This window comes from Micromonospora sp. DT44 (assembly GCF_049841635.1).
Lineage (GTDB): Bacteria > Actinomycetota > Actinomycetes > Mycobacteriales > Micromonosporaceae > Micromonospora.
Map to the genome: position 1 here is coordinate 76,913 of NZ_JBNCKS010000016.1, position 12,084 is coordinate 88,996.

General features: G+C 72.3%; 15 protein-coding genes. 4 read left to right on the forward strand and 11 right to left on the reverse strand.

Annotated features, from left to right (window positions below; translation table 11 throughout):
• Nucleotides 1-6: 6 nt before the first annotated feature.
• The 4 genes from ACLQ25_RS11980 to ACLQ25_RS11995 are packed head-to-tail and all read left to right on the forward strand — an operon-like array spanning nucleotide 7 to nucleotide 2,932.
• A complete protein-coding gene (locus ACLQ25_RS11980) occupies nucleotides 7-1,281 on the forward strand; it encodes a cytochrome P450 (protein WP_425730953.1) in 1,275 nt (424 codons plus the stop codon).
• A 29-nt stretch (nucleotides 1,282-1,310) separates the two neighbouring features.
• Nucleotides 1,311-1,520 carry an MbtH family protein gene (locus ACLQ25_RS11985; RefSeq protein ID WP_425730954.1) on the forward strand — a complete coding sequence of 70 codons (210 nt, stop codon included), beginning with the start codon at nucleotides 1,311-1,313 and terminating at the stop codon, nucleotides 1,518-1,520.
• On the forward strand, nucleotides 1,521-2,279 hold the full coding sequence (fabG, locus tag ACLQ25_RS11990) for a 3-oxoacyl-ACP reductase FabG (protein WP_425730955.1): 759 nt from the start codon (nucleotides 1,521-1,523) through the stop codon (nucleotides 2,277-2,279).
• Nucleotides 2,276-2,932, forward strand: coding sequence for an SDR family oxidoreductase (locus tag ACLQ25_RS11995; protein WP_425730956.1), 657 nt, complete (start codon nucleotides 2,276-2,278; stop codon nucleotides 2,930-2,932). The genes fabG and ACLQ25_RS11995 overlap by 4 nt, the downstream gene beginning before the upstream one ends.
• A gap of 69 nt (nucleotides 2,933-3,001) precedes the next feature.
• Here the strand turns inward: ACLQ25_RS11995 and ACLQ25_RS12000 are convergent, their stop codons facing one another.
• Genes ACLQ25_RS12000 through ACLQ25_RS12050 form a run of 11 tightly spaced genes read right to left on the reverse strand, consistent with a single transcriptional unit; the run spans nucleotide 3,002 to nucleotide 12,083 of the window.
• Nucleotides 3,002-4,243, reverse strand: a complete 1,242-nt coding sequence (locus tag ACLQ25_RS12000; protein WP_425730957.1) for a cytochrome P450 family protein — start codon at nucleotides 4,241-4,243, stop codon at nucleotides 3,002-3,004.
• A gap of 26 nt (nucleotides 4,244-4,269) precedes the next feature.
• Nucleotides 4,270-5,628: an acetyl-CoA carboxylase biotin carboxylase subunit gene (locus tag ACLQ25_RS12005; protein ID WP_425730958.1), complete on the reverse strand. Its 1,359-nt coding sequence runs from the start codon at nucleotides 5,626-5,628 to the stop codon at nucleotides 4,270-4,272.
• 4 nt (nucleotides 5,629-5,632) lie between these two features.
• Complete coding sequence (gene accB, locus ACLQ25_RS12010) at nucleotides 5,633-6,184, reverse strand: acetyl-CoA carboxylase biotin carboxyl carrier protein (RefSeq protein WP_425730959.1); 552 nt, start codon at nucleotides 6,182-6,184, stop codon at nucleotides 5,633-5,635.
• Nucleotides 6,181-7,857, reverse strand: a complete 1,677-nt coding sequence (accD, locus tag ACLQ25_RS12015) for an acetyl-CoA carboxylase, carboxyltransferase subunit beta (protein ID WP_425730994.1) — start codon at nucleotides 7,855-7,857, stop codon at nucleotides 6,181-6,183. Before accD ends, accB begins: the two co-directional genes overlap by 4 nt.
• A gap of 13 nt (nucleotides 7,858-7,870) precedes the next feature.
• A complete protein-coding gene (locus tag ACLQ25_RS12020) occupies nucleotides 7,871-8,200 on the reverse strand; it encodes an antibiotic biosynthesis monooxygenase family protein (RefSeq protein WP_425730960.1) in 330 nt (109 codons plus the stop codon).
• A complete protein-coding gene (locus ACLQ25_RS12025) occupies nucleotides 8,197-8,532 on the reverse strand; it encodes an antibiotic biosynthesis monooxygenase family protein (RefSeq protein ID WP_425730961.1) in 336 nt (111 codons plus the stop codon). Before ACLQ25_RS12025 ends, ACLQ25_RS12020 begins: the two co-directional genes overlap by 4 nt.
• 1 nt (nucleotide 8,533) lies before the next feature.
• Entirely contained in the window at nucleotides 8,534-9,283 is a 750-nt protein-coding gene (locus ACLQ25_RS12030) for an SDR family NAD(P)-dependent oxidoreductase (RefSeq protein WP_425730962.1), read from the reverse strand.
• A 25-nt stretch (nucleotides 9,284-9,308) separates the two neighbouring features.
• Entirely contained in the window at nucleotides 9,309-10,091 is a 783-nt protein-coding gene (locus ACLQ25_RS12035) for an SDR family NAD(P)-dependent oxidoreductase (protein ID WP_425730963.1), read from the reverse strand.
• A complete protein-coding gene (locus tag ACLQ25_RS12040; protein WP_425730964.1) occupies nucleotides 10,088-10,570 on the reverse strand; it encodes an SRPBCC family protein in 483 nt (160 codons plus the stop codon). Before ACLQ25_RS12040 ends, ACLQ25_RS12035 begins: the two co-directional genes overlap by 4 nt.
• A complete protein-coding gene (locus tag ACLQ25_RS12045; protein ID WP_425730965.1) occupies nucleotides 10,567-10,830 on the reverse strand; it encodes an acyl carrier protein in 264 nt (87 codons plus the stop codon). Before ACLQ25_RS12045 ends, ACLQ25_RS12040 begins: the two co-directional genes overlap by 4 nt.
• Nucleotides 10,831-10,853: 23 nt before the next feature.
• Nucleotides 10,854-12,083 (reverse strand): ketosynthase chain-length factor, encoded by a 1,230-nt coding sequence (locus ACLQ25_RS12050; RefSeq protein WP_425730966.1) that lies wholly within the window; start codon nucleotides 12,081-12,083, stop codon nucleotides 10,854-10,856.
• Nucleotide 12,084 lies beyond the last annotated feature (1 nt).

Genomic DNA, 12,084 nt, shown 5'->3' on the forward strand with positions numbered 1-12,084 from the left:
AACGACGTGACCAGAAGACGCATGGTCTCCCCCGACGAACTCGAGGAGATCGACCTCGCCGACCCGCGACTGCACGCCGAAAACGAACTCGACGAGGTCTGGCGCTACCTGCGCGCCGAACGGCCGTTCTACTGGCAGTCGGAGCGTGGCAGCCAGCCGGGCTTCTGGGTGATCACCCGCCACGAGGACGCGATGGCCGTCTACAAGGACAAGGAGCACTTCACCACGGAGGACGGCAATGCTCTGAGCAGCCTGCTGACCAACGGCGACTCCGCCGCCGGGACGATGCTCGCCGTGACCGACGGCGCACGGCACGCGCAGATCCGCAACATCCTGATGAGGGCGTTCTCACCGCGCATGCTGCGTGACATCGGCGAGTCCGTCCGGCAGACGGTGGAGAAGCTGCTCACCGAGGCGCTCAGCCGGGACGAGTGCGACTTCGCGCACGACGTCGCCGGCAGCATCCCGCTCGGCGCCATCTGCGACCTTCTCGCCGTCCCCCACTCGGACCGCCGGTACCTGCTCAGCCTGACAGCGCACGCGTGGAGTTCCGACTACGCCGACGCGCCGCCGGCGGATAGCTGGGCGGCGAAGAACGAGATCCTGCTGTACTTCTCGGACCTCGCCCGCAGCCGCCGCGACAGCGCCCACAACGACGTGGTCAGTCTGCTGGCCAACAGCCAGGTCGACGGCGAGCGGCTCGACGACGCGGAGTTGATGGCCAACTGCTACGGACTCATGATCGGTGGCGACGAGACCGGTCGACACGCGATCACCGGCAGCGTGCTCGCGCTCATGGAGCACCCCGACCAGTGGCAGGCACTCAAGCGCGGCGAGGTCGACCTCGGCACTGCCGCCGACGAGGTCCTGCGGTGGACGGTGCCGTCGCTGCACGGCGGTCGCATGACAACCGGCGACGTCGTGGTGAACGGGCAACCGATCCGGTCCGGTGAGCCGGTCAGCGTCTGGATCTACTCCGCGAACCGGGACGAGCGGATATTCGCCGACCCGGACCGCTTCGACCTGGCCCGCAAGCCGAACAAGCACCTGACCTTCGCCTTCGGCTCGCACTACTGCCTCGGCGCCCACCTTGCCAAGATCGAGGTTGAGGCCGTCCTGGACGGTCTCCGTCGGATGGTCGGCGACATGACGCAGACGGGCCCCGAGCAGTGGATCTACTCCACCATCCTGCACGGCATGCATTCGCTGCCGGTGTCCCTGCAACCCGACCGCGCGGCCGTGGCCACCGCCGGCGCCGCCGCCGACCGGCGCCTCGGGTGACGGACCCACCGCGGCAAGGAAGGAGCGCTGTGCCCCACCCCTTCGAGAACGAGGACGGCACCTACCTCGTGCTGCTCAACGACGAGCACCAGTACTCACTCTGGCCCAGCTCAGCCCCGGTGCCGGGCGGTTGGCGGGTTGCCGAGGGCCCGACGACGCGGGCTGCCTGTCTCGACCACATCGAGCGACACTGGACCGACATGCGTCCGAAGAGCCTGGTCGACGCGGCGGCCGGCTAGATGAACCGGAAACCACCCCTCGTCGCCGTCGTCACCGGCGCGGGACGAGGCATCGGCGCCGCCACCGCGCGCCGTCTGGCAACGGACGGCGCCGCGGTGGCGGTGCTCGACCGCAGCGCCTCCGACACCCACGCCACGGTCCACGCGATCGGGGCGGCGGGCGGGCGCGCGGTGGGGATCGCCTGCGACGTCGCCGCCGCCGACCAGGTGGAGGCGGCGTTCGCCCGCGTGGTGGACGCGTTCGGCCGGGTCGACGTGCTGGTGAACAACGCCGGGGTGATCCGGGACAACCTGCTCTTCATGATGACCGAACAGGACTGGGACACGGTGCTGCGCGTCCATCTGCGGGGCGCGTTCCTGTGCACCCGGGCGGCCCAGCGGCACATGGTGCCGGAGGGCGGCGGCCGGATCGTCAACCTGAGTTCCATCGCGGCCCGGGGCAACCTCGGCCAGGCCAACTACTCGACGGCCAAAGCCGCAGTGCAGGGGCTGACCAGCACCTTCGCCGCCGAACTCGGTCCGCACGGCATCACCGTCAACGCCATCGCGCCGGGTTTCATCTCCACCCCCATGACCGACGAGACCGCCCGGCGGATGGGCCTCGAACCGGACGCGTTCCGCCACGACACGGCGGCGCGGGTGCCGCTGCGGAGGGTCGGTTCCCCGGACGACATCGCCGGCGTCGTCGCCTTCCTGGCTGGGCCCGACGCGTCGTACATCACCGGCCAGACCATCCATGTCGACGGTGGTCACCCGTGACCGCGGTGAGGGGGCCGGACGTGCCGGGTACGACGATCGTGTCCGGAACCGACCTCGACGACCTCGGCGCCGCCGTGGCCGTGCGGCTGGCGGAGAGCGGATCGGACGTCGCGCTGATCTGCCCCGCCTCGCCAGCGTGCGCGGACGCCATGCGCCGGCTCTCCGAACTGCCGGTGCGGTCACTGGCGATCGACGCGGACGTCGACGATCCCGACGCGGTGGCCGCGGCGATGGAGCGGGTGTGCTCAGCGCTGGGTGACCCCGGTGTGCTCGTCACCGTCGTCCGGCCGGCCGCGCCGGGGCCACTCTGCGAGCTGTCGGACGCAGCCTGGGACGAGTCGGTCGAGCGACAGTTGCGAGGCCTGTTCCTGATGACCAGGGCCACGATGGAACCGATGACCCGCGCCGGAGCGGGCCGTGTGGTCACCGTGACCCGCGCGGAGGGCGCCGTCCGCGCGGCGCTGGGTGGCTTCACCCGCACGGCAGCGCTGGAGCTGGCACCGTTCGGCGTCACCACGAACCTCGTCACGTCGGCGCCCGGCGACCCGGGCGACCCGGAACGGGTGGCGGCGCTGGTCACGCTCCTCGTCGGCCCGGCGGCCGCAGCCGTGTCCGGCCAGGTGATCGACGTGGGCGCCGTCCCGGCGTCCTGACCCACCAGCAATCGGCACGTGGACGAGGGGAAGGGGCCACCCACCGGCGGCCCCTTCCCCTCGTCGATCTCAGCCCAGCAGCACGGGAAGCTGCTCCAGGCCCCGAAGCATCAGGCTGAACCGCCACCGCAGGTTCTCCACCGGCACCGCCAGCCGGAGGTCCGGATGACGCTCGAAGAGCCGGCTCAGCACGATCTCCGCCTCCATCCGGGCGAGCGGCGCGCCGAGACAGTGGTGAATGCCATGACCGAAGGCCAGGTTCGCCGACTGGGGCCGGGTGACGTCCAGGACGTCGGGCGCTTTGTACCGCTCCGGGTCCCGGCCGGCTGCGCCGAGGCAGATGGTGACGAACTCGCCCGCCGGGATGGTGACGTCGCCGACCCGGACGTCCGTGGTGGTGAAGCGCCAGGTGGCGTTGGTCACCGGGCCGTCGAAGCGGAGGAACTCCTCGATCGCCGCCGGCCAGAGCGACGGGTCCGCGACGACGCGGGCGCGCTGCTCCGGGTGGGTCAGCAGGGCGAGCGTGCCGTTGCCGATCAGGTTGACGGTCGTCTCGTGGCCGGCGACCAGCAGGAGGAACGCCATCGCCATCAGCTCGTCCTCGGTGAGCCGATCGCCGCCGTCGCTCGCCTCGACCAGCGCGCCCAGCAGGTCGTCGGCGTGCTCCCGGCGCTTCGCGGCGATCAGATGGCGCAGATAGTCCACCATGGCCTGGCTGGCGTCGAGGACGTCGTCCCCGCCGGTCCCGGAGACCAGCAGGTTGGACCAGGTACGGAAGTTCTCCCGGTCGGCCGGCGGCACGCCGAGCAGCCAGCAGATGACCGTGAACGGCACCGGGAACGCCAGCGCCGCCATCAGCTCCACCTCCGGTCCGGGCTCCGCGTCGAGCAGCTGGTCCACCAGCTCGACCACGCGTGGGCGCAGCGCCGCCACCCGCCGGGCGGTGAAGGCCCGGCCCACCAGCCCGCGCAGCCGGGTGTGGTCCGGCGGGTCGCTGTCCAGCATGTGCCGGCTCAGCTCGGCGGCGAACTGCCGCCGAGTGCCCGACTCTCGAAGGAACTCCGCCCGCTTCTCCTCGTCGACGAAGTTGCCGGGGATGAGTCCGTGGCCGACGCTCATGTCCTTGCTCAGCCGGGGGTCGTTCAGCAGCGTTCGCGCGTCGTCGTAGCGCACCACAAGCCAGGTCCGCAGACCGTTCGGTGTTTCCACCGGATGGACGGCGGCGTCCCGGCGCAGGGCGGCAAGGATCGGGTACGGATCGCGGAGGAAGGCCGGGTCGAACAGCGGCCGGGTTGCGGTGGGGATGGTCATGTCGTCTCCTCGTCGGGACGGGCGGCTCAGACGGCCGCGGACGGTTGGCGGAGATTGGCGATGAGGGCGGTGTCGTGCTCGCCGGCGACGAACCGTGGTTCGGCGAGCACCCGACGCAGGACCGGCACGGTGGTGCGGATGCCGCGTCCGCCGACCCGGAACTCCGCCAACGCCCGGTCCATTCGGGCGATCGCCTGCTCCCGGTCGGGCGCCCAGACGACGACCTTCGCCAGCAGCGAGTCGTAGTCCGAGGTCACCCGCCAGCCGGGGAAGGCGTGTGTGTCGACGCGGGTGAACGGACCCGCCGGCGGCAGGAACTCGTCGAGCAGCCCCGCCGTCGGCACGAATCCCCGTTCCGGGTCCTCCGCGTTGACCCGACACTCGAGCGAGACGCCCCGGGTCGCCAGATCGGTCTGCCGGTGGGACAGGGGCAGGCCGGCGGCGACCCGGATCTGTTCCCGGACGAGGTCCACCCCGGTCACCATCTCGGTGACCGGATGCTCGACCTGGATCCGGCAGTTGATCTCCATGAAGTAGAACCGGCCGTCCGACACCACGAACTCGAACGTGCCGGCGCCGACGTACCCGACGTGCCGGGCCCCGGTGACCGCCGCGGCCGCCATCTCGGCACGCAGGGACTCGGGGAGGTTGGGCGCCGGGGCCTCCTCGACCAGCTTCTGGTGGCGGCGCTGCACCGAACAGTCCCGCTCACCGAGGTGCTGGACGTTGCCGAAACCGTCGGCCACGATCTGTACCTCGACATGACGGGCCTGGTCGCAGTACCGCTCCAGGTAGACCCGCCCGTCGCCGAAGACGGCCTGTGCGGTGGACCGGGTGGCGCGGTACGCCCCGACGAGGTCCCGGCGTTCCCGGACCACCGTCATGCCGCGCCCCCCGCCCCCGGCGACCGCCTTGATGATCAGCGGATACCCGATCCGGTCCGCCAGGTCGACGGCGTCCGCGACCGAGTCGACCGTGCCGGCGCTGCCCGGAAGCATCGGCAGCCCGCACGCGGCCATCTCGGCCCGGGCGGCGGCCTTCTCGCCGACCCGTGCCATCACCTCCGCCGGCGGCCCGATGAAGACCAGCCCGTTCTCGGTACACACCTCCGCGAAGTCCGGGTCCTCGGAGAGGAACCCGTACCCGGGGTGCACGGCGTCCGCACCCTTGGCCAGGGCGGCCTCCACAATCGCCGGCACCGAGAGGTAGCTGCGCCGCGGCGCCGACGGCCCGATCTGCACCGCGTCGTCGGCGGCCCGTACGGCGGCGGAGTCCCGGTCGGCGGTCGAGTGCACGACCACCGTGCGGATGCCCATCTCCCGGCAGGTCCGGACCACCCGCAGCGCGATCTCCCCGCGGTTGGCGACCAGTACGGTGTCGAACACGCCGTCACCTCTCCCTGTCGGTTGGGCCCAGCACGATGAGCGGCTGGTCGTACTCGACGGGCTCGGCGTCGGCGACCAGGATTTCCAACACCCGGCCGCGGCGGTCCGCCTCGACCGGGTTCATCAGCTTCATCGCCTCCACGATGCCCACCTGTTGGCCGACCTCGATGACGTCACCGACCGATACGAACGGCGCGGCCCCCACCTCGGGCGCCCGGTAGAAGGTGCCGACGAGCGGGGACCGCACCGCCGCGTCGAGGTTCGCCGGCTGCTCGGCCGCGCTGCCGTTGAGAGTCGTGGCGGGGGCGGCCACTCCGTTGACGACCGGCGGCGCGGTCGCGCCTGCGGCGGGCGGCGGGGCCCCGGCGGCCGGCCACTCCATCTCGATGCTGATCGCGCCGACGGTCGCGGCGACCCGCCGTGGCGGCTGGTGCGCCTGCCGCAACAGCCCGGCGACGGTCCGGCTGACCTCCTGCAGCACCTCAAGGTCGTCCGGCGCGACCGCGCGGTCACCGGGGACCGCACCGACGGATCCAGGCGCGGGTTCGGTGGTCATGACGCCGTTACCTCCCCGTCGGCGCGGCCGAATCCGCGGAACCGGCGCACCCGCTGCCGCACCAGGTCGTCGGCGTCCCGGCCCAGCAGGCCGGCGAGGGCCGCGGTGACGGCGTCGTGCAGCAACTCCGAGGCGGCGACCGGATCCTGTTGGCTGCCGCCCGGTGGCTCCGGTACCACGCCGTCGACCACCCCCTGGGCGAGCAACGATCGGGCATCGATCGCCAGGGACTGGGCGGCTCGTGGCGCCGCCGCGGCGTCCCGCCACAGGATCGACGCGCACCCCTCCGGGCTGATCACCGAGTACACCGCGTTCGCCGACATCAGCACCACGTCGGCCACCGCCAGCGCGAGCGCGCCCCCGCTGCCACCCTCGCCGGTGACCACCGCGACGATCGGCGTACGGAGACCGCCCATCAGCCGGAGGTTTTCGGCGATGGCTACCGCCTGCCCGTTCTCCTCGGCCTCCACGCCGGGATACGCGCCGGGTGTGTCCACCAGGGTCACCACCGGAATGCCGAGCTTCTCGGCGAGTCGCATGGCCCGGGCCGCCTTGCGGAACCCGGCCGGTGACGGCATGCCGAACTGGTGCGCGACGAGATCCCGGGTCGTGTGCCCCTTCTGGTGCCCGATCCCCATCACCGGGAGCCCGTCGAGCAGCCCGATCCCCGCCACGACCGCCCGGCAGTCCGCGCCGCTGCGGTCGCCGCGCAGCTCGCAGAAGCCATCCAGCAGATGCCCCAGATGGTCGGTGGTGGTGGGCCGACCGACGTCACGGGCCGTTTGGACGACGTCCCACGCGGGCCGCTCCGCCAGCCGCGTCACGTCCCGCTCCACCGGGTCGGTCCGGCCCCCGTCCCAGCCGGCCCGCACACCACCGGTCGCGGCGAGCAGCCGCCGCAGCGCCGGCCGCAGTTCGACCCGTGGTTGCACGTCGTCGACCAGGCCACGGGCCAGCAGGTGCTCGGCCGTCTGGAAGCCCTCCGGAAGTTCCTCGCGGATGGTCTGCTCGATGACCCGACGGCCGGCGAACCCCATCCGCGCGCCCCGTTCGGCCAGCACCACGTCCCCGAGAGTGGCGAACGAGGCCGCCACTCCCCCGTACGTCGGGTCGGTGATCACGGTGACGGTCAGCAGGCCGGCCCGGTCCAGCGCCGCGTACGCGTTGCTGGTCTTCGCCATCTGCATCAGCGACACCGCGCCCTCCTGCATCCGGGCCCCACCGGAGGCGGTCACCACCACCAGCGGCACCCGGTCGGCGAGCGCCGTCTCGGCGGCCGTGGTCACGGCCTCCCCCTCGGCGGCGCCGAGACTGCCGCCCATGAAACGGAAGTCCATCACGGCCAGCACGACCGGGTGGCCCTCGATGCGTCCGCGCACCACCAGGACCCCGCACTCCATACCGGTGCGAGCGACCGCCTCCTGGTGCCGCTCCCGGTAGGGTCGGTCGTCAACGAAGCGGAGCGGGTCCCGCACCGCCCGCGACACTGCAACCGGCCGGGCACTCTCCTCGTCCAGCAGTTGGGCGATCCGCTCGGCGGCGGTGAGCCGACTGTGCCGGCCGCACTCGGGGCAGACGCGCAACTCCCGGACGAACCGTTTGGCGTAGGTCAGGGTGCGGCACTGCTCGCACCGCACCCATGGGACGGTCTCCACCGGAGACCGCAGCAGCATGGTCGTCATATCCTCACCCGGCCTCGGTCAGCGCGGGCGTCCCGTGCCTCGCGGTCACCCGGAACACCTCGAACGGGCGCGGCCGGGTGTGGTCGCGGAACGGCCGGAGCGGGGCGGTCTGGTCCCGGTGCCCGGGGCTGGACTCCCACGCCGCGAAGTCCGGCCAGCCGGCCCACCGGCTGACCACGGCGAAGCTGCGCGGATCGGAGATCCCCTGGTGCAGCTCGTTCGAGAGCAACCCGGGCGTGCCCGCCATCCGGGCGCTCGACTCCTCGTACGCCGCCCGCACCGCCACCGCGTCGTCGGTCAGGTGGTGGACGACGACCTGCACCTGGCCGATCACCGCAACGCCCTGGAACCGTCGAGATGCGCGACCACGTGCATCGTCGTCATCGACCCCCCGCTGCGGTAGGGGTGCAGCTTCTCCCGGTGCCGCAGGTGCCGGTCGCTCGTCTCGAACTCGCGGAACTCCCGCTCGCCCACCCAGTCGCTGACGATGTAGTAGATGTCCTCCTCCTCGGCACCGCGCGACAGCCACTGCCCGAGGTTGGCCGGGTGGCTGGTGACCGAGTCGCCGACCTCACGCCACACCCGCTCGAAGTCGGCGGCCATCCCCGGCCTGATCTCCATGCGCAGCATCACGCGGAAGCTGCGCTCCGGCCCGGAGTCCGCCATCTCAGATCCCCCCGTCCACGTTGATCGTCTCGCCGGTGACGTAGCTGCTCAGGTCACTGACCAGGAAGAGCGCGACGGCAGCGACCTCGTCGACAGTGCCGAGGCGCCCCAGCGCGGTCTTGCCGGCGTACATGTCCCGCAGCCCCTGCGCCCTCTCCGGCGGCATCGCGTCCATCGCCTCGGTCTCGATCACGCCCGGGGCCAGCACGTTGACCCGGACCCCCCGGCCGCCCAGCTCCTTGGCCAGCGACCGGGTGAGGCCGATCAGCGCGGCCTTCGTCGCGGTGTAGTGCGCGCGCAGCGGGATACCGGCGGCCGCTCCCCGCGACCCCACGTTGACAATCGACGACCCTTCGCCGAGCAGCGGCAGAGTGCGCTGCACGAGCCGGTAGACCGCCGTCAAATTGGTGTCCAGCACCCGGTGCCACTCGTCGACGGCCAGCTGCTCGAACGGGATGTGGCTGATCACGCCGGCGCTGTTGATGACGCCGTCGAGGCGACCGAACCGTTGCGCGCACTCGTCGGCGAGCCGGTCCGCCTCCGCCGTGACGGCGAGGTCGGCCCGGACGACGTGGTGGTCACCGCCGGTCTCCTTGAGCGCCGCGGCGAGGCTGTCGACAGCCGCGCTCTCCTGCCGATAGCAGGTGACGACGTCGGCGCCGGACCGTGCGGCGGCCAGGACGATGCCCCGGCCGATGCCCCGGGAGCCCCCGGTGACCAGAATCTTCTTGCCTTGCAATCCGAACTCCACGAGTTCCTCCTCCAAGTTGTGTCGGTTACACGCAGCCGTCCACGTGGATGTTCTGGCCGGTGACGTAGCCGGCGGCCGGGCTGGCGAGGAACAGCGCCACCCGGGCCACCTCGTCGGCGCCGCCCAACCGCCCGAGCGCGCTGAACGACGCGAAGAGCGCGCGCTGGCGCGCCGCGATCTCGGGCGGCAGGTCGTCCATCGCCTCGGTGTCGATGCGGCCCGGCGAGATCACGTTGACCCGGATCCCGGCCGGCCCCAGCTCGCGGGCCAGCGAACGGGTGAAGCCGACCAGCGCCGCCTTGGCCGCGGTGTAGTGGGCCCCTCCACTCATGCCGATCGAGGCCACCGTCGACCCCACGTTGATCACCGACGAGCCCGCGGACAGCAGCGGCAACGCCCCCTGCGTGACCAGGTGGGCGGACGTCAGGTTGCCGTCGACGGTCGCGTCCCACTCCGCGCGGCTGAGCTCCGCGTACGGTGCCGGCGCGAACGCGCCGACGTTGTTCACCACCACGTCGAGACCGCCGAGCCGGCCACGGCACTCGTCGATCAGGTCCCGTACGTCATCGTCCTGGCGCACGTCGGCACGGACGAGGCAGTGGTCTCCGGGCGTGGCCCCGAGCTCCTTGCGCAGGCTGTCGACGGCGGGGCCGGGTTGCCGGTGGCAGCTGACCACGTGCGCGCCGGCCCGTGCCATCGACAGCACGACGGCCCGGCCCACACCCCGGCTGCCACCGGTGACCAGGACCCGACGGCCGTCGAGGCCGGCGGACCGGGCGTCCGCTCTTTCGTACCTCAGGCCGGTCATCGAGCCGCCACGTCTCGCTCGTCGGCGGCCCCCTCGGCGGCCGCCTCGACCCGCTCCTTGATGAGACGCTGCTGCTCGGCAGTGTTGCGGTTGAGGCGCGCGGTCATCGCGGCGTCGTCCAGCGGCGCGTCCGGCCGCATCCGGAACTCCTGCTGCCAGCGCATCCGCACGCCGCCCTCGACCGGTTCGTAGGTCCAGCGGATGTTCATGAACTCGAAGACGCCCGTTTCTACCCGGTGCGCCGAGACGGACAGGTCGTCGCGGTCGGTGGTGCGCTCGGACACCCAGCTCCACACCCGCCCCTGCTCGTCGGGGTGCAGGGTGAGCCGGAACCGAACCGTGTCGCCGCGCTCCTCGATGATCTCCGCGGAGGCGTACTCGCTGAACAGGCGGGGCCAGGACGCCACGTCGTTGGTCATCGACCAGACCAGGTCCAGCGGAGCGTCGATGACGATCGCGTTGTCGGTGCGCGCCGTCATGCCACACCCGCCTCGGTCATCCGGGCGTTGACGTAGGCGACGGTGGAGCGGGCCGTGATCATGTGATCGAGCGCCTCGTCCGGCATCGGCACGCCGTACTCGCGCTGCACGACGCTGGCGACCTCGAGCATCGCCAGGGAGTCGAAGCCGAGTTCCGCGACCGGGGTGTCGAGGTCTGTTTCGGCGAGATCGTCGACGGTTCCGCTGTCCCCGCAGGAACGCAGGATGCGGGTGAGGTCGTGCACGGTGAAGTGGTTCACGAAGATCCCTTCCGGTGGTTCGATCAGTGGGGCGTGCGGTCGCCGGCGGTCAGCACCAGCGCGGCGGTGAAGCCGCCGTGGCCGCGGGCGACCACCAGCGCGGTCGGGACCCGGCCCTCCCGCGGTTCGGTCACCAGGTCGAGGTGGATACCGGGCGCCGGCCGGCCCCCGCCGGCCGTGGCGGGCAGCACGCCGTCCCGCATGGCGAGCAGCGCGGTGGCGACGTCCAGCGGCGCGCCGCCCGCGTAGAGCCGCCCGGTGAGGGTCTTCGGGGCGGTGACCGGCACTCCGCGTGGCCCGAAGACCTCGACCAGGGCGTCCGCCTCGGCGGCGTCCCGATCCGGTACCGCCACCGCGTCGGCGAACACGACACCCACCTGCGCCGGCGCCACGCCGGCGTCGGCGAGGGCGGCCCGGATCGTCCGGGCCAGTGCCGGCGGCCGGGACGATCCGGGCCGAGGATCGAAGCCGGCCGCGTAACCGGCGACCGTGCCGTAGGAGCGCACCCCGCGACGCCGTGCGCTCTCGGCGCTCTCCACCACCAACATCGCGCCGCCCTCGCCGGGCACGTAGCCCGCCGCGTCGCCGGCGAACGGCAGGTAGGCCCGGGTCGCGTCGTCGCTGGTGGACAACTGTCCATTGGCCATCTGCGCGACCAGGCCGTACGGGCACAGCGAGGCGTCGGTGCCGCCGCTGAGCACCACGCGCGAGCCGGTGGCCAGCAACCGCCGGGCCTGGCCGAGGACGTCGAGACCGCCGGCCTGCTCGGTGCAGAGCACGCCGCACGGTCCGCGCATGCCGTGCCGGATGGAGACCTGGCCGGTGGTGGCCGCGTAGAACCAGGCGATTGACTGGTAGGCGCCCACCCAGGACGGCCCCTTGGTGTAGAGCCGCTCCATCTCGTGCTGGCCGAACTCGGTGCCGCCGGAGGAGCTGGCCGTCACCACGGCCATCTCGTACTCGGGCAGGACCGTCGGATCGACCCGGGCGTCCGCGAGTGCCGCGTCCGCGGCGGCCAGGCCGAACTGGGTCCAGCGGTCGGTCTGCGGCACCAGCCTGCCGGGCACCCGGTCCCGCGCGTTGAACGCCGGCACCTCACCGGCGATGCGGGTCGGGTACGACGTCGGGTCGAACCGGGTGATCCGGCCCAGCCCGCTCTTGCCGGCACGCACGGACTCCCAGTGCTCCTCGACACCGATGCCGGTCGGTGCGACAACACCGATGCCGGTCACCACCGCGGTGGGTGCGGTCATG

Bases quoted from the DNA above. Each gene is read 5' to 3' on its own strand.
- accB (WP_425730959.1), bottom strand. From the start codon at position 6,184: ATGACCACCGAACCCGCGCCTGGATCCGTCGGTGCGGTCCCCGGTGAC.
- ACLQ25_RS12040 (WP_425730964.1), bottom strand. From the start codon at position 10,570: ATGACGGCGCGCACCGACAACGCGATCGTCATCGACGCTCCGCTGGAC.
- ACLQ25_RS12000 (WP_425730957.1), bottom strand. From the start codon at position 4,243: ATGACCATCCCCACCGCAACCCGGCCGCTGTTCGACCCGGCCTTCCTC.
- fabG (WP_425730955.1), top strand. From the start codon at position 1,521: ATGAACCGGAAACCACCCCTCGTCGCCGTCGTCACCGGCGCGGGACGA.
- ACLQ25_RS12025 (WP_425730961.1), bottom strand. From the start codon at position 8,532: ATGGCGGACTCCGGGCCGGAGCGCAGCTTCCGCGTGATGCTGCGCATG.
- ACLQ25_RS12050 (WP_425730966.1), bottom strand. From the start codon at position 12,083: ATGACCGCACCCACCGCGGTGGTGACCGGCATCGGTGTTGTCGCACCG.
- ACLQ25_RS12035 (WP_425730963.1), bottom strand. From the start codon at position 10,091: ATGACCGGCCTGAGGTACGAAAGAGCGGACGCCCGGTCCGCCGGCCTC.
- accD (WP_425730994.1), bottom strand. From the start codon at position 7,857: ATGCTGCTGCGGTCTCCGGTGGAGACCGTCCCATGGGTGCGGTGCGAG.